The organism is Peribacillus sp. FSL K6-1552 (assembly GCF_038005205.1).
In the GTDB taxonomy this organism is placed as follows: Bacteria; Bacillota; Bacilli; order Bacillales; family DSM-1321; genus Peribacillus; species Peribacillus butanolivorans.
Window position 1 is genome coordinate 5172206 of sequence record NZ_JBBOST010000001.1, and the last position, 22765, is coordinate 5194970.

Sequence of the window (22765 nt, forward strand, 5' to 3'; positions counted from 1 at the left end):
TTTGACTCAGTCCTTTTTTGCTTCCTTCCAATTTGTTTCCCTCCCCTCCGATTCGGGTAATGGATAAGACACCCATCCAACCATTATTCAAATGAGATATAGACTTTCGAAGGAGTGAAATAAACATGGCAACCAAACAACAAACGCAACATTTAAAAAAAGAACTACTTATAGAAAAAGAAGAACTGAATAATAGGCTCAAAAATGATGAACAAACACTTCTAAATAAAAGTCAGACAGAATCTGTAGGGGAACTATCCTCCTATGACAATCATCCCGCTGACCTTGGAACTGAATTATTCGAAATGGAAAGAAACCAGGCACTAGATGAGCATGCACAATCTGAAATGGAAAAAGTCAAGAATGCATTGAATGCGATAGAAGCAGGCTTCTATGGCCATTGTAAAACCTGTGATACAGAAATCCCTTTTGAACGGCTTGAAGCCATACCTACCACTCTCTATTGTGTCGAGCACGCCCCAGAACGACCGACTACACAAGATCGACCAGTTGAAGAAGACGTACTGATTCCATCAAAGGGAAATAATTTTGAAAACCGTCATGGAAGTGAAATAGTAGATAAAGAAGATAGCTTTGGCGAAGTAGCCAAATTTGGTACATCTGAAACACCTGCGGATTACACGGGCGATCATGACAGCTATTATAATCTTTATAAAACAGAAGATGAAACCGATGGATTTTCTGAAGACTATGAAGGATTTGTAGCAAATGATATCGAAGGAAAAAAAATAAGGGGTATCCCGAATAAAAAGAAAAAGAACTATGAAGATACATTAGATGAAGAAAATGTTAAATCTCAGCTTGGAGACATTCCTTATAAACAAAAAGATAGTTATATCAATGAAGAGAAATAAATAAAAAAAAGAAGCATACAGAATGTATGCTTCTTTTTTATGACCCGTACGGGATTCGAACCCGTGTTACCGCCGTGAAAGGGCGGTGTCTTAACCGCTTGACCAACGGGCCAAATGGCGGAGAAGGAGGGATTTGAACCCTCGCGCCGCTCACGCGACCTACACCCTTAGCAGGGGCGCCTCTTCAGCCTCTTGAGTACTTCCCCATGGCTCCGCAGGTAGGACTCGAACCTACGACCGTTCGGTTAACAGCCGAATGCTCTACCACTGAGCTACTGCGGAACAATATGAATATGGTGGGCCTAAATGGACTCGAACCATCGACCTCACGCTTATCAGGCGTGCGCTCTAACCAGCTGAGCTATAGGCCCATAAATTGGAGCGGGTGAAGGGAATCGAACCCTCATCATCAGCTTGGAAGGCTGAGGTTTTACCACTAAACTACACCCGCGAAATGGGGCGACTGATGGGAATCGAACCCACGAATGCCTGAACCACAATCAGGTGCGTTAACCACTTCGCCACAATCGCCGTAATTTTTGAAATAATGGTGGCTCAGGACGGAATCGAACCGCCGACACAAGGATTTTCAGTCCTTTGCTCTACCGACTGAGCTACTGAGCCACATTTGTATTAAATTTAATAATGGCGGTCCCGACGGGAATCGAACCCGCGATCTCCTGCGTGACAGGCAGGCATGTTAACCGCTACACCACGGGACCTAATAATTGCGGGGACAGGATTTGAACCTGCGACCTTCGGGTTATGAGCCCGACGAGCTACCGGACTGCTCCACCCCGCGACGGTAATAATGAAACGATTTTGCATCAAGTTTTCGTGTAGATTGTTTCATCCGCTTCCTCTATGTAAAGGTTGTTTCAAAACAACTTGCTGCTTTTAAAGAAATGGAGGAGGTAGAGGGATTCGAACCCCCGCGGGATTTGACTCCCCTGTCGGTTTTCAAGACCGATCCCTTCAGCCGAACTTGGGTATACCTCCGTGGCTAAAAAAATTACATGGTGGACCTTGTAGGACTCGAACCTACGACCGGACGGTTATGAGCCGTCTGCTCTAACCAGCTGAGCTAAAGGTCCTTATATTTATTGGTAGCGGCGGAGGGGATCGAACCCCCGACCTCACGGGTATGAACCGTACGCTCTAGCCAGCTGAGCTACACCGCCAATATAATATAAGTTTTTGATGAAAAATGGTGGAGCCTAGCGGGATCGAACCGCTGACCTCCTGCGTGCAAGGCAGGCGCTCTCCCAGCTGAGCTAAGGCCCCATTCATTAGAAATCACGTGGTCGGGAAGACAGGATTCGAACCTGCGACCCCTTGGTCCCAAACCAAGTGCTCTACCAAGCTGAGCTACTTCCCGCAAAAAACATGGTGCGCCCGGCGGGAGTCGAACCTACAACCTTCTGATTCGTAGTCAGATGCTCTATCCAATTGAGCTACGGGCGCATATTAAGATGGTGCCGAGGACCGGAATCGAACCGGTACGGTAGTCACCTACCGCAGGATTTTAAGTCCTGTGCGTCTGCCAGTTCCGCCACCCCGGCACATACGAAAAGTGGAGCGGAAGACGGGATTCGAACCCGCGACCCCAACCTTGGCAAGGTTGTATTCTACCACTGAACTACTTCCGCATGAAAGATGCGGGTGAAGGGACTTGAACCCCCACGCCTTGCGGCGCCAGATCCTAAGTCTGGTGCGTCTGCCAATTCCGCCACACCCGCATAATATAATGGTGAGCCATGAAGGATTCGAACCTTCGACCCTCTGATTAAAAGTCAGATGCTCTACCAACTGAGCTAATGGCTCGTACGTTTAATAATAAAAGATGGTGCCGGCAAGAGGACTTGAACCCCCAACCTACTGATTACAAGTCAGTTGCTCTACCAGTTGAGCTACACCGGCAGGTGTAAAAAATGGTGGAGGATGACGGGATCGAACCGCCGACCCTCTGCTTGTAAGGCAGATGCTCTCCCAGCTGAGCTAATCCTCCATATGTGTAACTGCTTGGCGGCGTCCTACTCTCACAGGGGGAAACCCCCAACTACCATCGGCGCTGAAGAGCTTAACTGCCGTGTTCGGAATGGGAACGGGTGTGACCTCTTCGCTATCGCCACCAAACAATGTTAACATTTTTTTAAGACATATATTATTATAACGTCTTTTTGAAAAAATGCAAGAAGAAATTTTCATTCCTTCAAAACTAGATAATAAGAAGGTATTTCATTTTTTAAAGCGTGGTTAAGTCCTCGATCTATTAGTATCAGTCAGCTCCACATGTCGCCACGCTTCCACCTCTGACCTATCAACCTGATCATCTTTCAGGGATCTTACTAGCTTGCGCTATGGGAAATCTCATCTCGAGGGGGGCTTCATGCTTAGATGCTTTCAGCACTTATCCCGTCCGCACGTAGCTACCCAGCTATGCCTTTGGCAAGACAACTGGTACACCAGCGGTGCGTCCATCCCGGTCCTCTCGTACTAAGGACAGCTCCTCTCAAATTTCCTGCGCCCGCGACGGATAGGGACCGAACTGTCTCACGACGTTCTGAACCCAGCTCGCGTACCGCTTTAATGGGCGAACAGCCCAACCCTTGGGACCGACTACAGCCCCAGGATGCGATGAGCCGACATCGAGGTGCCAAACCTCCCCGTCGATGTGGACTCTTGGGGGAGATAAGCCTGTTATCCCCGGGGTAGCTTTTATCCGTTGAGCGATGGCCCTTCCATGCGGAACCACCGGATCACTAAGCCCGACTTTCGTCCCTGCTCGACTTGTAGGTCTCGCAGTCAAGCTCCCTTGTGCCTTTACACTCTACGAATGATTTCCAACCATTCTGAGGGAACCTTTGGGCGCCTCCGTTACTCTTTAGGAGGCGACCGCCCCAGTCAAACTGCCCACCTGACACTGTCTCCCACCCCGATAAGGGGCGCGGGTTAGAATTTCAATACAGCCAGGGTAGTATCCCACCAACGCCTCCACCGAAGCTAGCGCTCCGGCTTCTCAGGCTCCTACCTATCCTGTACAAGCTGTACCAAAATTCAATATCAGGCTGCAGTAAAGCTCCACGGGGTCTTTCCGTCCTGTCGCGGGTAACCTGCATCTTCACAGGTACTATAATTTCACCGAGTCTCTCGTTGAGACAGTGCCCAGATCGTTACACCTTTCGTGCGGGTCGGAACTTACCCGACAAGGAATTTCGCTACCTTAGGACCGTTATAGTTACGGCCGCCGTTTACTGGGGCTTCGGTTCAAAGCTTCGCTTGCGCTAACCTCTCCCCTTAACCTTCCAGCACCGGGCAGGTGTCAGCCCCTATACTTCGCCTTGCGGCTTCGCAGAGACCTGTGTTTTTGCTAAACAGTCGCCTGGGCCTATTCACTGCGGCTTTTCTGGGCTATTCACCCTAAAAAGCACCCCTTCTCCCGAAGTTACGGGGTCATTTTGCCGAGTTCCTTAACGAGAGTTCTCTCGCACACCTTAGGATTCTCTCCTCGCCTACCTGTGTCGGTTTGCGGTACGGGCACCTTACATCTCACTAGAGGCTTTTCTTGGCAGCGTGGAATCAGGAACTTCGGTACTATATTTCCCTCGCCATCACAGCTCCGCCTTAATGGAAACGGGATTTGCCTCGTTTCCGGCCTAACTGCTTGGACGCGCATATCCAACAGCGCGCTTACCCTATCCTTCTGCGTCCCCCCATCGTTCAAACGATGTATAGGTGGTACAGGAATATCAACCTGTTGTCCATCGCCTACGCCTTTCGGCCTCGGCTTAGGTCCCGACTAACCCTGAGCGGACGAGCCTTCCTCAGGAAACCTTAGGCATTCGGTGGAAGGGATTCTCACCCTTCTTTCGCTACTCATACCGGCATTCTCACTTCTAAGCGCTCCACCAGTCCTTCCGGTCTGACTTCAACGCCCTTAGAACGCTCTCCTACCATCGACACCATACGGTGTCAATCCACAGCTTCGGTGATACGTTTAGCCCCGGTACATTTTCGGCGCGGAGTCACTCGACCAGTGAGCTATTACGCACTCTTTAAATGATGGCTGCTTCTGAGCCAACATCCTGGTTGTCTAAGCAACTCCACATCCTTTTCCACTTAACGTATACTTTGGGACCTTAGCTGGTGGTCTGGGCTGTTTCCCTTTCGACTACGGATCTTATCACTCGCAGTCTGACTCCCAAGAATAAGTATTTGGCATTCGGAGTTTGACTGAATTCGGTAACCCGTTGGGGGCCCCTAGTCCAATCAGTGCTCTACCTCCAATACTCTCATCTTGAGGCTAGCCCTAAAGCTATTTCGGAGAGAACCAGCTATCTCCAGGTTCGATTGGAATTTCTCCGCTACCCACACCTCATCCCCGCACTTTTCAACGTGCGTGGGTTCGGGCCTCCATTCAGTGTTACCTGAACTTCACCCTGGACATGGGTAGATCACCTGGTTTCGGGTCTACGACCTCATACTCATTCGCCCTATTCAGACTCGCTTTCGCTGCGGCTCCGTCTTATCAACTTAACCTCGCATGAAATCGTAACTCGCCGGTTCATTCTACAAAAGGCACGCCATTACCCATTAACGGGCTTTGACTACTTGTAGGCACACGGTTTCAGGATCTATTTCACTCCCCTTCCGGGGTGCTTTTCACCTTTCCCTCACGGTACTGGTTCACTATCGGTCACTAGGTAGTATTTAGCCTTGGGAGATGGTCCTCCCTGCTTCCGACGGGATTTCTCGTGTCCCGCCGTACTCAGGATCCACTCAGGAGGGAACGAAGTTTCAACTACAGGGTTTTTACCTTCTTTGACGGACCTTTCCAGATCACTTCATTTACCCCGTTCCTTTGTAACTCCATGTTGAGTGTCCTACAACCCCAAGAGGCAAGCCTCTTGGTTTGGGCTAATTCCGTTTCGCTCGCCGCTACTCAGGAAATCGCATTTGCTTTCTCTTCCTCCGGGTACTTAGATGTTTCAGTTCCCCGGGTCTGCCTTCAGTACCCTATGTATTCAGGTAAAGATACTGTTCCATTACGAACAGTGGGTTTCCCCATTCGGAAATCTCCGGATCAAAGCTTACTTACAGCTCCCCGAAGCATATCGGTGTTAGTCCCGTCCTTCATCGGCTCCTAGTGCCAAGGCATCCACCGTGCGCCCTTTCTAACTTAACCGTTAAAAAAGATCTTACTGATGCTTTGAAAAAATTAATTGCCTTCTATCTATTATCTAGTTTTCAAGGAACAAAGAAGAAAGAATTCCATCACTACGTGATGAGATCTTTCGAATCTGAATGAATTACTCATTCAAAACTGAACAAAACAAAAGCGCTCTCGTATTTATCCTTAGAAAGGAGGTGATCCAGCCGCACCTTCCGATACGGCTACCTTGTTACGACTTCACCCCAATCATCTGTCCCACCTTAGGCGGCTGGCTCCATAAAGGTTACCTCACCGACTTCGGGTGTTACAAACTCTCGTGGTGTGACGGGCGGTGTGTACAAGGCCCGGGAACGTATTCACCGCGGCATGCTGATCCGCGATTACTAGCGATTCCGGCTTCATGTAGGCGAGTTGCAGCCTACAATCCGAACTGAGAATGGCTTTATGGGATTCGCTTACCTTCGCAGGTTTGCAGCCCTTTGTACCATCCATTGTAGCACGTGTGTAGCCCAGGTCATAAGGGGCATGATGATTTGACGTCATCCCCACCTTCCTCCGGTTTGTCACCGGCAGTCACCTTAGAGTGCCCAACTGAATGCTGGCAACTAAGATCAAGGGTTGCGCTCGTTGCGGGACTTAACCCAACATCTCACGACACGAGCTGACGACAACCATGCACCACCTGTCACTCTGTCCCCCGAAGGGGAACGCCCTATCTCTAGGGTTGTCAGAGGATGTCAAGACCTGGTAAGGTTCTTCGCGTTGCTTCGAATTAAACCACATGCTCCACCGCTTGTGCGGGCCCCCGTCAATTCCTTTGAGTTTCAGCCTTGCGGCCGTACTCCCCAGGCGGAGTGCTTAATGCGTTAGCTGCAGCACTAAAGGGCGGAAACCCTCTAACACTTAGCACTCATCGTTTACGGCGTGGACTACCAGGGTATCTAATCCTGTTTGCTCCCCACGCTTTCGCGCCTCAGTGTCAGTTACAGACCAGAAAGTCGCCTTCGCCACTGGTGTTCCTCCAAATCTCTACGCATTTCACCGCTACACTTGGAATTCCACTTTCCTCTTCTGCACTCAAGTTCCCCAGTTTCCAATGACCCTCCACGGTTGAGCCGTGGGCTTTCACATCAGACTTAAGGAACCACCTGCGCGCGCTTTACGCCCAATAATTCCGGACAACGCTTGCCACCTACGTATTACCGCGGCTGCTGGCACGTAGTTAGCCGTGGCTTTCTGGTTAGGTACCGTCAAGGTACCAGCAGTTACTCTGGTACTTGTTCTTCCCTAACAACAGAACTTTACGACCCGAAGGCCTTCTTCGTTCACGCGGCGTTGCTCCGTCAGACTTTCGTCCATTGCGGAAGATTCCCTACTGCTGCCTCCCGTAGGAGTCTGGGCCGTGTCTCAGTCCCAGTGTGGCCGATCACCCTCTCAGGTCGGCTACGCATCGTCGCCTTGGTGAGCCATTACCTCACCAACTAGCTAATGCGCCGCGGGCCCATCTATAAGTGACAGCTAGAGGCCGTCTTTCCATCTTCTCTCATGCGAGAAAAGAACGTATCCGGTATTAGCTCCGGTTTCCCGAAGTTATCCCAGTCTTATAGGCAGGTTGCCCACGTGTTACTCACCCGTCCGCCGCTAATCTCAGGGAGCAAGCTCCCATCGATTCGCTCGACTTGCATGTATTAGGCACGCCGCCAGCGTTCGTCCTGAGCCAGGATCAAACTCTCCGAAGAAATGTTTGACTTGCTCATTTTGCTTTTTTGATAGTGTGTGCTCACTTAAAAATTAACGTTGGCGCTTTGTTTTGTTCAGTTTTCAAAGAGCAATTTGTTGTCGTTTCTCTCAGAAGCGACTCCTATAATGTAACACATTGTGTCACGTTTCGTCAACAACTTTTTTTAAAAAGTTTTCAACAGCTTGTTGAGCTGTTTAAGTTGTTATCTTAGCGACAAGAAATAATATACCATGTACAAATAATGTTTGCAATATGTTTTTCAAAACTTTTTTTAAAAAAAGTGTTTTTTTCATTCTCCTTCTATATATTCCTTTCTAGAATAACTCTTTTTCGAATGCGAGAAGCCCCCCTACCTCTTAAACACAGTCCGCCGCTTCAGCTGAATTAACTCGCATATTTCCCCTTAAACCCAAATAGACATATAAAGATATCTTCTTTCTTTGAGGTGAAGCAATGAATCTATCATTAATCGCACTACTCATTTCTTACAGCATGGCTCTTTACTTATTTTGCACTGCTTATTATGAAGCCATAAAGTTCAGTAGGGAAAAAGGGAAAGTGAATGGTACAACGTTTTTGTTTAGCTTTACATTTGCCTTGATCTTTACTCGGATTACCTATTTGTTTTATCCCTATTAAATAAAAGCAGTAAGTCGGGTTCGACTTACTGCTTTTATATGGAGACTGCTTCTTTTTTCTGCACCTTACTTTTCTGTTCATCCTTTAGGAATATCATCAAGCCGGCCAATATGATGGTACCTCCTAGGATTTGCGTCCAGAGTATGGGTTCACCAAGAATGAAGTAAGCTAGAATTGTCGCTCCAATCGGTTCCAGTAAGATTCCCATAGAGATTGTTGAAGTACTTAACCACTTCAATGACCAGTTGAATAATGAATGCCCTAATAGAGTCGGGAAAATAGCAAGCAAAACGAAATAAATCCAGTCGACAGTAGGATATGGCCCCAGTGGCTCTCCCTTAAGGACAACGTATAAAAACAATGTAAATGCACTAATTGCATACACGACAAATGTATATGTTATAGAAGAGATACGCTTTCTAACATTTTGACCAAATAGTAAATAACCAGTTACTAACGCACAAGCAACAAGGGAAAGAATGTCTCCCCAAAGCGCCATACCGCTGATTCTAAAATCTCCCCAGCTGATGACAAGACTGCCGGCTATCGCGATGATCCCGCTTAATATTGCCTTCATTGAAAATCGTTCTTTAAAAAACAAGTAAGCCCCTGCAAACGCAAATAACGGCTGAAGGGTGACAAGCACAGTTGAACTCGCAACCGACGTGTAATTGAGCGATTCAAACCATAATATAAAATGAAAAGCTAGGAACACACCTGCCGCAATCGAACACAACCAGTCCTTTTTCTCAATGAATTTAAGTTCATGGCGGTATTTTATTATGAAAACCGGCAACATAAGCAGAACAGTAAATAATAAACGATAAAAGGCAATAACACCTGATGGAGCAGATGCTAATTTAACAAGTATGGCCGAAAATGAAACGGATGCCACACCTATCGCCAATGCAAAATAGGGATTTATTTTAGGTATTTGCACTCTTTTTCCTCTTTTCATGTTGAATTACCTATCATTGTACTCTATTTTACTATGGTAAAATTATTAGAGTGAGTTATTTGAAAAAACGGGTATATTGCACCAAATCATATAATTCTCGATACTCTTTCGGAAGTGGTGAACATTATGGAATGGACATTCGATCCTCAATCAGAACTACAAATACTTATTAAGCTGGGGATCTCAGCTCTCCTTGGATTAATTATCGGGCTAGAGCGAGAAATGAAACGAAAACCCGTTGGATTAAAAACAAGCTTGGTTATTTCCATCGTCAGCTGTTTATTAACGATTGTTTCCATGGAGTCAGCTTATAAATTCCCCGGAAGTGACGATGTAAATATCACAATGGATCCCTTACGTCTTGCCGCACAGATTGTTTCTGGCGTCGGCTTTATCGGGGCCGGCGTTATTCTCCGCCGTGACAATAACAGCATCTCCGGTTTAACCACCGCTGCAATCATTTGGGGAGCAGCCGGAATTGGGATTGCTGTCGGAGCTGGATTCTTTCTCGAAGCAATTGCCGGAGTCATTCTATTAATCATCAGTGTCGAATTGGTACCCGTAGTCGTCACCTGGCTTGGCCCGATGAAATTACGGCAAAAAGAAATCTTTCTGCAGCTAGTGGTAAAAGATAAAGATGACATCGCTTTAGTTCTCAAAAAAATCAAAGACGAAAAGATTTTCATCAAAAACCTAAGAATCAAAGATGTTGCAGAAGACCATCACCTCTTAACACTTAAAGTTTTGGTCGATCATAAAGTTAGAACCTCAGAAGTTTATTACACCGTCTCCAACCTTAAAGAAATTGCACGGGTAGAAATCGAGAATGCTTAAGCGAAAAAAACCGTTTGATACCCTCAAACGGTTTTTTCTTACTATTTTGCAAATTTCTCAATTTTATTATTGACTTTTCCTGAAATTTCGATAAAATAATTATTGTACCCTAACCCGGGGCATTAGCTCAGCTGGGAGAGCGCTACGCTGGCAGCGTAGAGGTCAGCGGTTCGATCCCGCTATGCTCCATACTTGAAAACCCTTGTGTATCAAGGGTTTTTTTCTTTTTCCACTTATAGAAACCTGACGATTCATTTCAAGATTGCACAATGCGTGCACCTTTAGCCCACTAAAGTGTTTGATCCGTTAAATGCGGAAAGAAGGATTGCTCTAGCCGGAGGGCTACTTCATTTTGGATAACGGATGATGCAATTCCTTAACCGATTTAGGTGACAGTCCTTCATCCAGTTTGTCATTATAGAACTCATCCAACATCTGAGTAGTGATTTTATCCATTGAAATATTGCCGAAATAAGTCAAAATATGCTTTTTAACCGAATACCATCTTGTTTCTGCTGTAGTTTCAGCTACACTCCTACGATAGGAAGTATTAAACCATTTTACCATCGTTACAGTATTTCTTCTTCGTTGAGAAGTAACTGCGCCCGACGTTAAAAACCATATAATAACTACTCCACCACAGCTACCGTCATATCTCCACTTAAAGCTATCTCTACACCTGGCGAACCATAATCCTCCGTTAACTTATTGATGCAACCATTTCTCAGCTTGCTCCTAATATAAATATCAGTTTATATCCCTTCGTATTTCGTGAGGGTTTCCCCCTAGTGATCCACTTTCCGTTTTCATCCGCTCCGCTTCTTCAAAACACTTTCATCCTTTATCACTTCGCTTACGATTTGGCAAAGACTACTCTAGTAAGGATACTAGGGCAGTTAACTGTTATTAGCACTTACCGTTTTTTCTTGATATCAATTATTTGCGAAACTATGCGTATATTTTTGTGAAAGATGGACGAGACTGCTAGTACAATAAATACTAGGAGGTACGCGAAATGTTTAGATTCGGGAAGGGAAAGCGTCGGAGTAAGGTCGGCAAATTAATAGATAAGCACGGGTATACACAAGAGGAGTTTGTAAGCGCGTCTGGAATCTCACGCAATACGATTAGCAGAGTTTGCAGTGATCCTAAGTATGTGCCTTCAGCTGGAGTATTAAAGAAAATTATGAAGGCGATCCGGAGTATAGATGCTGGCGCAAAGTCAGATGAATATTTTGATATTTAAGGTTGCCCTGATTATTTGATGTTTAAACGCAAAAAAAGCCCCGACCCAAACGAACGGTTCCACTTAAGGTCGTGGCTTTGCTACGCTACATGAACGCAGATATTTCTTTGTATTGTTTTTTGGTACACCTTCTATACAAACCGACCTCTTCGTTCGTCTTAGGATTAATTAGGTAAACGTAAGCTTTCGAGTTATCACGGAGACGTCCTCCGACTACAGCTCCAGCAATTGTGCCGATTGGTCCAATGAGAGCCGTTCCGAGGATTGAGCCGCCTGCCGCTTTCCCTTCTCTACGACGAGCGCTCTCTTCCCACTCGATACCATCAATCCGCCACTTATCCTTTGATAAGTAAGGAATATGAATGACTACCTCGCCGCGCTTGTCTGACTCCATCATTACGGCTGAGCAAATCCCCGCCGGTATTTCCTTACCCGTTAAGTTCAAATCGTTCCCGCCCGCAAGTATATCGAGGCTAATTTTCCGTTTCATTGTATCCTTTCAAAATCCCATATCAACAACTTCATTTAGCTGCCTCAAAATTGAGTAGAATAAACCCTCCAGGTTAAATTATGTTAATCTTCAGGTTATAGCAGCAGTAGCAGGGAATTGCGAGTCCGTGCTTGGCAGTTGGCTTTAAACCCTCAAAAAAAGATTGTTCGAAGTAAAATACCCCTTAAGTCGGCACGAAACCGGCATATACCTTTATGGTTTTGAAGAAAGTAAAATGCGCTTTTACCGGTAAGCAGCATAAAGGGCATTCGTATTCTAATATGATTTTCTTAATTTGAAAGAATTGTTCTTGTTCCTAAGAATGACGAATTCATTTACTGAATTTTAAATGACGAATGACCTTCCATCCCTACAGCGCCAGGCCTTCGAACAAAATAATCAGCATTATTCGGTGGAGACAAATGCGTGAGTTGACATATTAGTTCTTCAGAACCATTATCTCTACTACATCATGATTACTTATTAATCTAATATGTAGAATCCCCCACTTCTATATTAGAAGTGGGGGGATTCTTTTGCTAAAGTTATCTATTGATTACATATGTGAAAGGAAAAGAGTCATGTCAATCTTATTCTTCGCCGTATCTATTGCGTTGACACTTCATATATAGCGACTTCTTTTTGAGTTTATTCACATACTTCCTACTATTATAGACATACACGGTTGCACCTTCTTCAAGCGGGGCTTGATGGATTAGGGACAAAGGGGTATGTAATCTGCCACATCTATTTTCGACTAACCATTTTCTTTATCCTTCGAACAACAGGTGACACAATGACTTTATGTGCTTTTGTGAAGGCTAGTCCAATAAACCCTGTTATTACCAGAGCCATTATCAAGCCGATTATCAATCCAGATGTTTCTCTAAGTTCTTCAAATACCGCACCCATTCCTTATCCTCCCCGCCTTACCGATGGACTTATTTTTCCGGCCCACGCCATTAACTTCCGATCATGTAACAGAAGATGTACTCGGTTGGACCTATAGTAAGGTTCATTATATCGCATTGGATTATTATGGTCGAGCTACCACTTTTAAACGCATTCGCAAAGGTTTCATCTTTCACAGGGCTATTTTCTCCTAAGCACTTTTCTTCTAGCTTTTCTTTATAAGATAAATTATAAACCTTCCGTTTTATCTATTAAGATAGGAGAAAATTGAGTACCTCCCCCTTCATTGTCCCTAACCGACAAACAAAAGACAGAATTATTGTATTTTTAGAACATTGCGCAAATTGTCGAAAAACCATAAGATTATCTTGTGATTACAACTTCTTAGGGGGTGTGTTTTTTTAAATGGAAGCGATTACAAGGGACTTTTTCTTATTTTTATCTAAAAATAACTTACTTAATAATATTGCAAAGAAAAGCGGCGGTAGTTTTGCTGCTGGCAAGATCATTGGAGGAACTGATTTCCAAAGTTCCATTAAATTCATTAAACAGCTTAATAATAGTGGCTTGTCGGTTACAGTCGACCATCTTGGGGAATTCGTTGATTCTAAGGAAGTGACCCAGGAAAGGACAGCAGAATGCATCGAAACCATTGAAATGATCAGCAGAGAAAAACTCGATTCACAGGTATCTCTCAAAATGACTTCTCTGGGTCTTGATATCGATCATAATCTGGTCATCGAGAACATGACAAGAATTCTTGATACAGCAGAAAAACACAATGTCATGGTCACGATTGACATGGAAGATGAAGTTCGCTGTCAGGCAACAATCGATATATTTAGGCAGTTCAAAGAAAAATACAACTGCATAAGTACGGTTTTACAAGCTTATTTATACCGCACAGAGAAAGATTTGGAAGACCTTGCCCAGTATAAGCCATTCCTGCGTCTCGTAAAGGGTGCCTACAAGGAATCTGCCGAGGTGGCTTTTCCCGAAAAGAATGATGTAGATGAAAACTATAAAAAGTTGATTGAACAAAGTCTTCTTAACGGTAATTATACGGCCATTGCCTCACATGATGACCAAATCATCGAGTATACAAAAGCGCTGGCTAAAAAGCATAACATTCCAAATACACAATTCGAATTTCAAATGCTTTATGGCATGAGAAACAAAACACAATACGAGTTGGTCAAGCAAGGTTACAAGATGCGTGTCTATGTACCATATGGTCTCGATTGGTATGGATACTTCATGAGAAGGCTTGCAGAAAGGCCATCCAATATTGCCTTTGCCTTCAAAGGGATGGTCAGAAGCTAAATATACATTCAAAAATCTAATTGCTACAAAAAATCTATGAAAAGGTGTGATTATCAATGATTTCATATAAACATGAACCATTTGTTGATTTTAAAAACGAGGAAAACAAAAAAGCTTATCAGGAAGCTCTTCAAACTGTTGAAGGCTACTTAGGACAAGACTACCCTCTTTATATCGGGGCAGAGAAAGTGACGACTGATGAGAAAATCGTTTCATATAACCCTGCAGACAAACAAGAGGTCATCGGCCGAGTATCGAAAGCGAACAGGGATCTTGCTGAAAAAGCTATGCAGGAAGCTGCAACAGCTTTTGAAAGCTGGAAAAAAGTGAAACCGGAAATCCGCGCTGACGTTTTGTTCAAAGCTGCTGCCATCATTCGTCGACGCAAGCATGAGTTCTCTGCGTTATTGACAAAAGAAGCAGGAAAACCTTGGAATGAGGCCGATGCGGATACAGCAGAAGCGATAGACTTCCTTGAATTCTATGCCCGTCAAATGCTGACGCTTAAAGATGGTGTGCCTGTTCAAAGCCGTCCTGGAGAATTTAACCGCTATGATTACATTCCATTAGGGGTCGGCATCATCATTTCTCCTTGGAACTTCCCATTTGCGATTATGGCAGGTACAGCTGTAGCTGCTATCGTAACTGGCAACACAATCCTATTAAAACCAGCTTCAACTACTCCTATTGTCGCTGCGAAATTCGTTGAAGTGATGCATGAAGCCGGCCTTCCATCAGGTGTGTTGAATTTCGTTCCAGGAAGCGGAGCCGAAGTGGGCGACTACCTGGTTGATCATCCTAAAACACGTTTCATTTCCTTCACAGGTTCACGCGATGTAGGTCTGCGCATTTACAAACGTGCATCAGAAGTGAACGAAGGCCAAATTTGGCTGAAGCGTGTCATCGCTGAAATGGGCGGAAAAGATACGATCGTCGTTGACAAAGAGGCAGATCTTGAATTGGCCGCTCAATCGATCGTGAAATCGGCATTTGGCTTCTCTGGACAAAAATGTTCTGCTTGCTCCCGTGCTGTCATCGTAGAAGATGTGTACGATCAAGTTTTAGATCGCGCTGTTGAATTAACAAAACAACTTACTGTTGGTAATCCTGTAGAAAATCATTTCATGGGACCAGTTATCGATCAGGCGGCATTCGATAAAATCATGAGCTATATTGAAATCGGCAAAGAAGAAGGACGCATTCTGACTGGCGGAGAAGGAGATAGCTCAAAAGGATACTTCGTTCAGCCGACCATCGTCGCTGATGTCAATCCGCAAGCCCGTTTGATGCAAGAAGAAATCTTCGGACCAGTCGTTGCTTTTTCAAAAGCGAAAGACTTTAACGAAGCTCTTGAAATTGCCAATAACACAGAATACGGTTTGACTGGGGCTGTCATTACGACAAATCGCCTGAACATGGAAAAAGCACGTGAAGAATTCCATGTAGGGAATTTGTATTTCAACCGCGGCTGTACGGGTGCAATCGTAGGCTATCAGCCATTCGGCGGGTTCAACATGTCAGGAACAGATTCCAAGGCAGGCGGACCGGACTACTTGCAGCTTCATATGCAAGCCAAAACAACATCAGAAACATTCTGATAAATATTTCATCAAAAGCAATTGAAGAGGAAATGCCCTCGAATTGGTGATGTATCTTCAACTAGATGATACAAAACCAATACGAAGTAAAATGGAGGAAGTGACAAATAGGTTGCTTCCTCTTTTCAAACGAAAAATTATATACTTTCATCCTGAAGGGAGTCTTCCTATGATCGATTTCTCATTAATACTTTCCATTAGCATTTATATGGCGGGCATGCTGTTAATCGGATATTTCGCCTACAAAAGAACCTCTAATTTAAATGATTACATGCTTGGCGACCGGGGTCTTGGCCCTGCTGTAACGGCATTAAGCGCCGGTGCTGCCGATATGAGCGGTTGGCTTCTAATGGGTATGCCAGGCGCCATGTTCGCAACGGGACTCAGCTCGATTTGGATCGTAATCGGCCTGACGCTTGGTGCCTATGCAAACTGGCTGTATGTTGCACCGAGATTGAGAACGTATACGGAAGTCGCTAATAATTCCATTACGATTCCTGCTTTCCTGGAAAATCGTTTTGGTGAAGGTTCACGGATCTTAAGGCTCATTTCAGCTTTGGTTATCCTGATATTCTTTACCTTTTACGTTTCTTCCGGAATGGTGTCCGGCGGAGTCTTATTCCAAAGTACATTTGGCCTTGATTACCATACAGGTCTATGGATCTTGACAGGCGTCACCGTTGCCTATACTTTATTCGGTGGATTCCTGGCAGTAAGCTGGACAGACTTTGTTCAAGGACTCATCATGGTCGTCGCCCTGGTTCTTGTACCGATCGTCACCCTTTTCCATGTTGGTGGCTTCGGCCCTTCCATAGATACACCACGTTCCATTGATCCGGCCTTATTGAATATTTTTACTGGAACGAGCTTTTTAGGAATCATCTCATTATTTGCATGGGGACTAGGTTATTTCGGACAACCCCATATCATTGTCCGCTTTATGGCAATCAGTTCTGTTAAGGAAATAAAGAAAGCCCGTACTATCGGGATGAGTTGGATGATCTTTTCAACTGTTGGTGCCATGCTGACTGGATTCATCGGAATAACGTATTATTCCCAGAACGGTCTCAAGTTAGCTGATCCTGAAACGATTTTCATAGAGTTAGGGGAAATTCTTTTCCATCCATTCATTACTGGTTTCTTGATTTCAGCGATACTGGCAGCCGTCATGAGCACGATTTCTTCGCAGCTGTTGGTTACGGCCAGCTCTTTAACGGAGGATATATACAAAACCTTCTTCCGTCGTTCGGCTTCAGATAAAGAGCTTGTCTTCCTAGGCAGACTTTCCGTACTAATCATATCAATCATCGCGCTTATTCTCTCTTGGGAGAAAAATGACACGATTCTTGCACTTGTCGGTTATGCATGGGCTGGGTTCGGTTCATCATTCGGTCCGCTTGTCTTACTCAGTCTCTGTTGGAAACGCATGACAAGATGGGGTGCTTTAGCTGGAATGGTCGTTGGTGCCGGGACTGTGATTTTCTGGTCGATGGCAGGATTATCCGATACGCTTTATGAAATGATCCCTGGTTTTGGCGCAAGCTTGATTGCCATCATCGTGGTCAGTCTTTTTACAGAAAAACCATCAAAAGAAGTAGAAGAGCAATTCGAGGAATTCGAAAGAACATTAAAACAATAATAAATCACCTAAAAGGAACGGTCTATGAAATTTTTTTCATAGACCGTTCCTTCTTTGTGCCCCTATACACATCATCCGTTTAAAAGTATTATTAAACTTAGTTGTCATATACTTCAAAAAATAACAGGGGGCCATATATGTCATTAGAAAAAATCCTGACTCTCACAAACATCAACGATATAACGGATATGGTCAGCACTTATTTAAAAAAACCAGTCGTCATCGAAAATGACCAATTTTTATTGCTGGCATATAGTTCATATTATATCGAACACTTCGACCAAGCCAATCAGCAAACCATCTTCACTAAGCATTGGCCGATTCCAATCTTGGAAAAATTCATGGATGAGGGCATTGTCGAACAGCTTAAAACGGTGGAGCATCCATTTAGAGTGAAACAAATCGAGGAAATCGGTTTAAATCAAAGAGTTGTTGTAAGCGCTGTCCACAAAGGGCAGGTCTTCGGATTCATTTGGGTCCAAGAGACGGAAGTGATGCCTGATTCCGATTTGGAATTTTTACATGAGGTTTCCCATCATATCGGCAAGCTCCTCTATCAGAAAAAACAGATAAACATGAAAAAAGATGAAGAAAAAAATGAGTTTTACCAAAAGGTCATCGACGAAGTCTATCAAACGGAAAACCAAATAAAATGGGAAGCAGCCAATATGAGTCTTCTTATTCCGGAAACTTTCCTTGTAAATATCTTTACCATCGCTCAATCCGATGCGGAACATTTCGATGAATTAACGGATACAGTCAGTCTATTCGCAAATGCATTGAATCATTTTACCCATGTATTCACAAACCAATTGAAGATCATCGTCTTAATTGGTAGCAATGGAAAAGGTAAAGACCTGCTTTCTGATAGCGCCACTGATTTAACGAACACGGTTCTTTCCCAATTCAATGGCCAAAAGGTGTTCTCAGGAATCGGAAATGAGTATTCTTCGATTCTTCAATTAAGAAAATCCTATCTAGAAGCCCTGGAAGTGATCAATGCAGCCAAGTTCATCGGTAAACCTGAACAGCTTCCTTTTCAATATAGCAAACTTGGGATATTCCGTTACCTCGAAATGATCTCCAATCATCATGGTAAAACGAATTATATCAATATGGATTTACAGATTCTGCAAAAGAAGGACCAGGAAAGCCAAACAAAGCTCCTTCAAACAATGGAAATATTTCTGTTGAATAATTGCCGGATAAAACCGACAGCTGAACAGCTATACATTCATACCAACACGTTAAAATACAGAATGAACCAAATAGCCGATCTCACTTCAATCGATTTTGATGACTTTCATTCACGGATACAGCTATACGTCGACTTACAACTATTAAAGCAGAAAAAATAGGAAATGCTTCTTTTGCAGGCCAGACTTTCAAGCTAGCCTTTAAATCCGCTAAGAAAATAAGTAACACAACAACGGTTCTATCCCGCTATTCTTCATACTTTAAAGCCCTTGTGTAGCAAGGGTTTTTTCTTTTTATCCATCACTCCATTTTGATGTCCAGCTGGTCAGGTTTAAACTACACCTTATTGGTCCAAAAGCATCATGAAAATTCTATTTACTATCACGGTAAATCCATAGAACCAAGCTAATTTAACGTTTTTAAGGGACAAAAGTAATCCTGCTGGAACCAAGAAAATCAATGCTTCCAGTAGCAAATGAAGTTGTGCTGATAGTTGTATGCTGGCCTTAGGGGAACCAAATGCCCCCCAAAAGATCGCTATACCAATTGGGATAACAATGCTAAAAAAAACTTTCATGATGCTGGTATTTCCTACTTTGAAACCCCAATAACCGTATACAGCAAGTGCAAAAATTTCTAATAAAAATCGAACGGATAAGTTTACCATTTGCAAGACAGAAAGAAAACTCATTTTAACCTTCCACCAGCTCATATTTATCTTTATTTATAACTATAGAGTGGATTCCCTCAATATAAGTATTTAGCAGTATAGAAAAACTCTTATCGATATCAATCGGCATCCCAAACCCACCCATTTTTTCAATTGAAGTAAATCCATGTAAAATGCTCCTTAATCCTCTCACCAAGTGAATCGCCATTTCTTCCTTCAAATTATAGGCTTGTAGTACTTGGACAACAAGCTCTACAACTGATTGCTGTGCTTGCTGTAACTCCTTGTCTTCAGAATTTGGAAAACGGGTGGTAGCATCATAAAGTCCTGGATGAATTCTAGCAAATTCAACATATGCCTCACTGAGTGCCCTGATTGCATCATCACCGGAGCGTCCCACTGCTGCTTGAAGCATGTATTCATAAAGTTTTTTAACTCCATTTACTGCTAGTTTCTGTTTTAATCCATTTAGGCCGTCTAAATGGTTATATAACGAAGGGGGGCGTATTTGTAATTCTTCAGCCAACTTGCCTAACGAAAGATGATCAAGGCCGTTTTCATCAACTAGTTCTGTAGCTTTTTGTAAAATGATAGACAAATCTAACCTTATACGTTGAGACATCTCATTTTAACCTCCTATTTTCATGGTTGAAGTTTTAATTCTGCTTCAACTATTGCTCTGTCAATAGAGTTCCCAGGGTGTTCTAGCATCTTCCCATGACCTACAGCAAGTAAACTCGGTTTATAACTTCTTAATTTCTTTGCACTTTCAAGAGCGATGAGTTTATTCCATGTGGCAAAGGCCGGGAACGGAAATAAAGGTTTAATCATTCCAGACACCGCAGTTCCACCTCTAGTTTGTAAGGCATCCCCCACAATTAAACTATGATTCCGGGTGTCAAGAAGAGATATAGAACCAGGGGTATGTCCTGGGGAAAAAATAACTTCCAATGAACCAATACGGTCGCCCTCTTTGAGTAATAAGTCTGGTTGAGTTTGAATATTTTTAGGGACTCCTCCGCGGATTGGAGAGTTTGTTTCATTTTGTAGGAGGGTAGAATCACCAGCCAGTAATAACGCATCCCTAAAAGAAATACTCACTTGTAAATCAGGGATTAACGCTTTAAGCCCGTCTAGTGCACCAACATGATCATCATGTGCGTGGGTAACTATTAATCTTGTTATCGGTTTTCCAATAATCCGCGCCGCATTTATTATACTTTTTGTGCTGTAGGGTAAGGCTGCATCTATTAGTGTAAGACTATTCTCTTCTTCTACAAAATAACAGTTCACAGGAAATACACGTGGCATAAAAGATAGTTGATATACTGTACCAACCTTAGTCATTTTCATCTTTAATCAAGCTCCCCCCAAAACTAATATAATTAATATTATAACTAATATGATTAGTTTTTCAATAATATTCCATGTTTAAAGATTTAAAAGTTAATCGCCAAGTCAATTTCTGCACGTAGGTAGTTCTTTATAAGTTTGATGAATCTATGAAGGCGTGATTGTTCTATTTGCAAGCATTCTATCCTTGAATACGTAAAAGATGAGCCATTGCCACTCATCTTATACTCACACATCTATAATTCGAATAAAATCATGGAAAATAAGATAAACGCCAGCAAAGCCGCTGGCGTTTAATCGTTTCAGGTATAAGTTAAGATACTTTAATAGCACCATGTATTTCTTGTTCCAATTGGTTTGTTCTTTCCGTTTTTGTTGATTCCGTCCAGCCAAAATATTCAGCCATATATTTAATTACTGCACTTTTATGTGTTTGGACTAAATCGATATCAAATAATAGGGTACCGGTTCTGCGGAAGAAGAAATCAACCGGAGTTGCGGCCATTTCATGATCTAATGCGTATTGCAACTGTACGAACAACTTCTGTGGGAGGCCAGTGCGAGTTTCCACGTCCCCTTCACTTTTTGCGATATTGAACAAAACAGCCGCGTTTGATCCGTACATAGCCAATAACTCTTTGGAATCCTTAGCAGTGAGTCCTGAGTCAACCCCTATTTGAATATGTGTCTGGATATAATCAGAGAAATTGCTTGATCCTCCGACATCCCCTCCAGAAATCGGCATTTTTTTGGTACTGCTATTAGGGTAAGATCTATTTGTTTGCTGAGAAAGCTTCCCGGCTACGAGGTCGACTGTCGTTTTTGCCATTTTGCGATATCCCGTTAATTTTCCTCCGGCAATCGTGATAAGACCAGAATCGGACTCCCATATTTCATCTTTTCTTGAAATTTCAGAAGGGTCTTTGCCTTCTTCAAGAATTAACGGTCTAACTCCAGCCCAGCTTGATTCGATATCCTCATCCGAAACTTTCACTTCTGGAAACATATAACCAATCGCCTTTAATAAATAGGCACGATCTTCCGATGTAACGGTAGGGACAGCAGGATCGCCATTATAAAAGGTGTCTGTAGTTCCAACGTAGGCCTTACCAGCTCGCGGTATGGCAAAAATCATCCGGCCATCGGGCGTATCAAAGTAAATCGCCTGCTTCAAAGGAAATTTCGATTGGTCAATTACGACATGAACACCCTTTGATAACTTCAGCGTTTTCCCTTTTTTCGATTGGTCTTTTTCACGGATCGAATCAACCCATGGACCTGCGGCATTGATAACTTTGTCTGCATAAATTTCATACTGATTGCCTGATAGTATATCATTGACCTGGACGCCTACTACCTTGCCATTTTCATACAACAGTTTTTCTACTTTTGTATAATTTATCGGTGTCGCTCCTTTATCCACAGCCGCCTTCATCACTTCAATCGTCAGGCGTGCATCATCTGTACGGTATTCAACATAATGGCCTCCGCCTTTAAGTCCTTCTTTCTTTACAAGGGGTTCCATTTTCAGTGTTTCACTAACCGATAGCATTTTCCTTCGTTCACTTTTTTTGACGCCTGCTAGAAAATCATAGACTCGGAGTCCGATGGATGTACTGAATTTTCCAAATGTGCCGCCTTTATGCATTGGGAGCAGCATTCTTTCCGGTGTAGTCACATGTGGCCCATTTTCATAAACGATCTCTCTCTCTTTTCCAACCTCAGCAACCATTTTTATTTCAAATTGCTTTAGATACCGCAAACCACCATGGACAAGCTTTGTTGAACGGCTTGATGTTCCTGCAGCAAAGTCCTGCATTTCCACCAATGCCACTTTCATTCCTCGAGTCGTTGCATCCAGGGAAATCCCTGCACCTGTAATTCCTCCGCCAATGACTAACACATCAAATTTTTCTTTTTTCAGAAGCTCAATTGTTTCTTCTCGATATATATTTGAAAACCTCATGCCTAACTCCTCCTTTGAGTGATACCTGCTTTTGTCGAGTAGTTTTTGGTTCTTGTATTTAAATAAGTTATTTTGTTCTCATAGTTTTCCATTCATATAGATATTAATTACCCTAATCTGCCAATAAAAACAAAAAAAGAGACCATAAATG

Annotated in this window: 15 protein-coding genes, 22 tRNA genes and 3 rRNA genes; 8 read left to right on the top strand and 32 right to left on the bottom strand. The window is 43.5% G+C overall.

From position 1 onward, the window contains the following. Positions 1-125 precede the first annotated feature (125 nt). The gene (locus NST21_RS24730; RefSeq protein WP_340891894.1) at positions 126-875 is read left to right on the top strand and encodes a TraR/DksA C4-type zinc finger protein; all 750 of its coding nucleotides are present in this window, start codon (positions 126-128) and stop codon (positions 873-875) included. A 40-nt stretch (positions 876-915) separates the two neighbouring features. Here NST21_RS24730 and NST21_RS24735 read toward each other — a convergent pair. The 25 genes from NST21_RS24735 to NST21_RS24855 form a co-directional block, all read right to left on the bottom strand. After that, positions 916-987, bottom strand: a tRNA-Glu gene (locus NST21_RS24735). Positions 988-990: 3 nt separating this feature from the next. Next, positions 991-1081 (bottom strand) — tRNA-Ser (locus NST21_RS24740). Between the two features lies 1 nt (position 1082). Then, positions 1083-1157, bottom strand: a tRNA-Asn gene (locus tag NST21_RS24745). 12 nt (positions 1158-1169) lie between these two features. Continuing rightward, positions 1170-1246: transfer RNA gene (locus tag NST21_RS24750), tRNA-Ile, on the bottom strand. Between the two features lie 6 nt (positions 1247-1252). Continuing rightward, positions 1253-1326, bottom strand: a tRNA-Gly gene (locus NST21_RS24755). Between the two features lie 4 nt (positions 1327-1330). Further along, a tRNA-His gene (locus NST21_RS24760) sits at positions 1331-1406 on the bottom strand. Between the two features lie 17 nt (positions 1407-1423). Then, positions 1424-1499: transfer RNA gene (locus NST21_RS24765), tRNA-Phe, on the bottom strand. Between the two features lie 22 nt (positions 1500-1521). Further along, positions 1522-1597 (bottom strand) — tRNA-Asp (locus NST21_RS24770). A gap of 6 nt (positions 1598-1603) precedes the next feature. After that, positions 1604-1677: transfer RNA gene (locus NST21_RS24775), tRNA-Met, on the bottom strand. Between the two features lie 104 nt (positions 1678-1781). Further along, positions 1782-1874: transfer RNA gene (locus tag NST21_RS24780), tRNA-Ser, on the bottom strand. Between the two features lie 18 nt (positions 1875-1892). Then, positions 1893-1969, bottom strand: a tRNA-Ile gene (locus NST21_RS24785). 10 nt (positions 1970-1979) lie between these two features. Next, positions 1980-2056: transfer RNA gene (locus NST21_RS24790), tRNA-Met, on the bottom strand. A gap of 27 nt (positions 2057-2083) precedes the next feature. Continuing rightward, positions 2084-2159: transfer RNA gene (locus NST21_RS24795), tRNA-Ala, on the bottom strand. A 17-nt stretch (positions 2160-2176) separates the two neighbouring features. Continuing rightward, positions 2177-2253, bottom strand: a tRNA-Pro gene (locus NST21_RS24800). A 9-nt stretch (positions 2254-2262) separates the two neighbouring features. Continuing rightward, positions 2263-2339 (bottom strand) — tRNA-Arg (locus NST21_RS24805). 9 nt (positions 2340-2348) lie between these two features. Next, positions 2349-2437 (bottom strand) — tRNA-Leu (locus NST21_RS24810). Between the two features lie 12 nt (positions 2438-2449). Next, positions 2450-2524, bottom strand: a tRNA-Gly gene (locus NST21_RS24815). Between the two features lie 8 nt (positions 2525-2532). Beyond that, positions 2533-2614, bottom strand: a tRNA-Leu gene (locus NST21_RS24820). Between the two features lie 9 nt (positions 2615-2623). Beyond that, positions 2624-2699, bottom strand: a tRNA-Lys gene (locus tag NST21_RS24825). A 20-nt stretch (positions 2700-2719) separates the two neighbouring features. Continuing rightward, positions 2720-2795, bottom strand: a tRNA-Thr gene (locus NST21_RS24830). A 12-nt stretch (positions 2796-2807) separates the two neighbouring features. Then, a tRNA-Val gene (locus NST21_RS24835) sits at positions 2808-2883 on the bottom strand. Positions 2884-2895: 12 nt separating this feature from the next. Continuing rightward, positions 2896-3011, bottom strand: a 5S ribosomal RNA gene (gene rrf, locus NST21_RS24840). Positions 3012-3127: 116 nt separating this feature from the next. After that, positions 3128-6060: ribosomal RNA gene (locus NST21_RS24845) — 23S ribosomal RNA — on the bottom strand. A 175-nt stretch (positions 6061-6235) separates the two neighbouring features. Continuing rightward, positions 6236-7787, bottom strand: a 16S ribosomal RNA gene (locus tag NST21_RS24850). The 16S, 23S and 5S rRNA genes sit together here with 21 tRNA genes alongside, the layout of an rRNA operon. Before the next feature lie 675 nt (positions 7788-8462). Then, positions 8463-9368 (bottom strand): DMT family transporter, encoded by a 906-nt coding sequence (locus NST21_RS24855; RefSeq protein ID WP_340891897.1) that lies wholly within the window; start codon positions 9366-9368, stop codon positions 8463-8465. A 144-nt stretch (positions 9369-9512) separates the two neighbouring features. Between NST21_RS24855 and NST21_RS24860 the strand changes: the two genes are divergently transcribed. Both NST21_RS24860 and NST21_RS24865 read left to right on the top strand, forming a co-directional pair. Then, positions 9513-10220 (top strand): MgtC/SapB family protein, encoded by a 708-nt coding sequence (locus tag NST21_RS24860; RefSeq protein ID WP_053348841.1) that lies wholly within the window; start codon positions 9513-9515, stop codon positions 10218-10220. 116 nt (positions 10221-10336) lie between these two features. Further along, positions 10337-10409 (top strand) — tRNA-Ala (locus tag NST21_RS24865). 153 nt (positions 10410-10562) lie between these two features. On the opposite strand, the gene NST21_RS24870 is transcribed toward NST21_RS24865, so the two are convergent. Then, positions 10563-10787 carry a hypothetical protein gene (locus NST21_RS24870; protein WP_340891899.1) on the bottom strand — a complete coding sequence of 75 codons (225 nt, stop codon included), beginning with the start codon at positions 10785-10787 and terminating at the stop codon, positions 10563-10565. Positions 10788-11235: 448 nt separating this feature from the next. On the opposite strand from NST21_RS24870, the gene NST21_RS24875 reads away from it, so the two are divergent. Continuing rightward, entirely contained in the window at positions 11236-11466 is a 231-nt protein-coding gene (locus tag NST21_RS24875) for a helix-turn-helix domain-containing protein (RefSeq protein ID WP_053348838.1), read from the top strand. Between the two features lie 85 nt (positions 11467-11551). Here the strand turns inward: NST21_RS24875 and NST21_RS24880 are convergent, their stop codons facing one another. Together NST21_RS24880 and NST21_RS24885 are read right to left on the bottom strand one after the other, a co-directional pair. Continuing rightward, on the bottom strand, positions 11552-11956 hold the full coding sequence (locus tag NST21_RS24880) for a hypothetical protein (RefSeq protein WP_340891901.1): 405 nt from the start codon (positions 11954-11956) through the stop codon (positions 11552-11554). Between the two features lie 747 nt (positions 11957-12703). Beyond that, positions 12704-12868 (bottom strand): hypothetical protein, encoded by a 165-nt coding sequence (locus NST21_RS24885; RefSeq protein WP_161804983.1) that lies wholly within the window; start codon positions 12866-12868, stop codon positions 12704-12706. 405 nt (positions 12869-13273) lie between these two features. On the opposite strand from NST21_RS24885, the gene NST21_RS24890 reads away from it, so the two are divergent. The 4 genes from NST21_RS24890 to NST21_RS24905 all read left to right on the top strand — a co-directional run bounded on the left by NST21_RS24890 (position 13274) and on the right by NST21_RS24905 (position 18786). Next, a complete protein-coding gene (locus tag NST21_RS24890) occupies positions 13274-14191 on the top strand; it encodes a proline dehydrogenase family protein (protein WP_340891904.1) in 918 nt (305 codons plus the stop codon). A 56-nt stretch (positions 14192-14247) separates the two neighbouring features. Continuing rightward, on the top strand, positions 14248-15789 hold the full coding sequence (pruA, locus tag NST21_RS24895; protein WP_340891906.1) for an L-glutamate gamma-semialdehyde dehydrogenase: 1542 nt from the start codon (positions 14248-14250) through the stop codon (positions 15787-15789). 169 nt (positions 15790-15958) lie between these two features. Further along, positions 15959-17428: a sodium/proline symporter PutP gene (putP, locus tag NST21_RS24900; protein ID WP_340891909.1), complete on the top strand. Its 1470-nt coding sequence runs from the start codon at positions 15959-15961 to the stop codon at positions 17426-17428. 137 nt (positions 17429-17565) lie between these two features. Then, positions 17566-18786, top strand: a complete 1221-nt coding sequence (locus NST21_RS24905; protein ID WP_340891911.1) for a PucR family transcriptional regulator — start codon at positions 17566-17568, stop codon at positions 18784-18786. A 182-nt stretch (positions 18787-18968) separates the two neighbouring features. On the opposite strand, the gene NST21_RS24910 is transcribed toward NST21_RS24905, so the two are convergent. The 4 genes from NST21_RS24910 to NST21_RS24925 form a co-directional block, all read right to left on the bottom strand. Next, complete coding sequence (locus tag NST21_RS24910) at positions 18969-19316, bottom strand: YrdB family protein (RefSeq protein ID WP_340891913.1); 348 nt, start codon at positions 19314-19316, stop codon at positions 18969-18971. A gap of 1 nt (position 19317) precedes the next feature. Continuing rightward, complete coding sequence (locus NST21_RS24915) at positions 19318-19917, bottom strand: TetR/AcrR family transcriptional regulator (RefSeq protein ID WP_252433322.1); 600 nt, start codon at positions 19915-19917, stop codon at positions 19318-19320. A gap of 20 nt (positions 19918-19937) precedes the next feature. After that, the gene (locus NST21_RS24920; RefSeq protein WP_056523140.1) at positions 19938-20648 is read right to left on the bottom strand and encodes an MBL fold metallo-hydrolase; all 711 of its coding nucleotides are present in this window, start codon (positions 20646-20648) and stop codon (positions 19938-19940) included. A 313-nt stretch (positions 20649-20961) separates the two neighbouring features. Next, positions 20962-22614 (bottom strand): glycerol-3-phosphate dehydrogenase/oxidase, encoded by a 1653-nt coding sequence (locus tag NST21_RS24925; protein WP_340891919.1) that lies wholly within the window; start codon positions 22612-22614, stop codon positions 20962-20964. Positions 22615-22765: the final 151 nt, after the last annotated feature.

What these genes read in the sequence shown, in the direction of transcription:
- putP (WP_340891909.1), top strand. Translation starts at nt 15,959, where the DNA reads ATGATCGATTTCTCATTAATACTTTCCATTAGCATTTATATGGCGGGC.
- NST21_RS24905 (WP_340891911.1), top strand. Translation starts at nt 17,566, where the DNA reads ATGTCATTAGAAAAAATCCTGACTCTCACAAACATCAACGATATAACG.
- NST21_RS24860 (WP_053348841.1), top strand. Translation starts at nt 9,513, where the DNA reads ATGGAATGGACATTCGATCCTCAATCAGAACTACAAATACTTATTAAG.
- pruA (WP_340891906.1), top strand. Translation starts at nt 14,248, where the DNA reads ATGATTTCATATAAACATGAACCATTTGTTGATTTTAAAAACGAGGAA.
- NST21_RS24880 (WP_340891901.1), bottom strand. Translation starts at nt 11,956, where the DNA reads ATGAAACGGAAAATTAGCCTCGATATACTTGCGGGCGGGAACGATTTG.
- NST21_RS24870 (WP_340891899.1), bottom strand. Translation starts at nt 10,787, where the DNA reads ATGGTAAAATGGTTTAATACTTCCTATCGTAGGAGTGTAGCTGAAACT.
- NST21_RS24890 (WP_340891904.1), top strand. Translation starts at nt 13,274, where the DNA reads ATGGAAGCGATTACAAGGGACTTTTTCTTATTTTTATCTAAAAATAAC.
- NST21_RS24730 (WP_340891894.1), top strand. Translation starts at nt 126, where the DNA reads ATGGCAACCAAACAACAAACGCAACATTTAAAAAAAGAACTACTTATA.
- NST21_RS24910 (WP_340891913.1), bottom strand. Translation starts at nt 19,316, where the DNA reads ATGAGTTTTCTTTCTGTCTTGCAAATGGTAAACTTATCCGTTCGATTT.
- NST21_RS24875 (WP_053348838.1), top strand. Translation starts at nt 11,236, where the DNA reads ATGTTTAGATTCGGGAAGGGAAAGCGTCGGAGTAAGGTCGGCAAATTA.
- NST21_RS24925 (WP_340891919.1), bottom strand. Translation starts at nt 22,614, where the DNA reads ATGAGGTTTTCAAATATATATCGAGAAGAAACAATTGAGCTTCTGAAA.
- NST21_RS24885 (WP_161804983.1), bottom strand. Translation starts at nt 12,868, where the DNA reads ATGGGTGCGGTATTTGAAGAACTTAGAGAAACATCTGGATTGATAATC.
- NST21_RS24915 (WP_252433322.1), bottom strand. Translation starts at nt 19,917, where the DNA reads ATGTCTCAACGTATAAGGTTAGATTTGTCTATCATTTTACAAAAAGCT.
- NST21_RS24920 (WP_056523140.1), bottom strand. Translation starts at nt 20,648, where the DNA reads ATGAAAATGACTAAGGTTGGTACAGTATATCAACTATCTTTTATGCCA.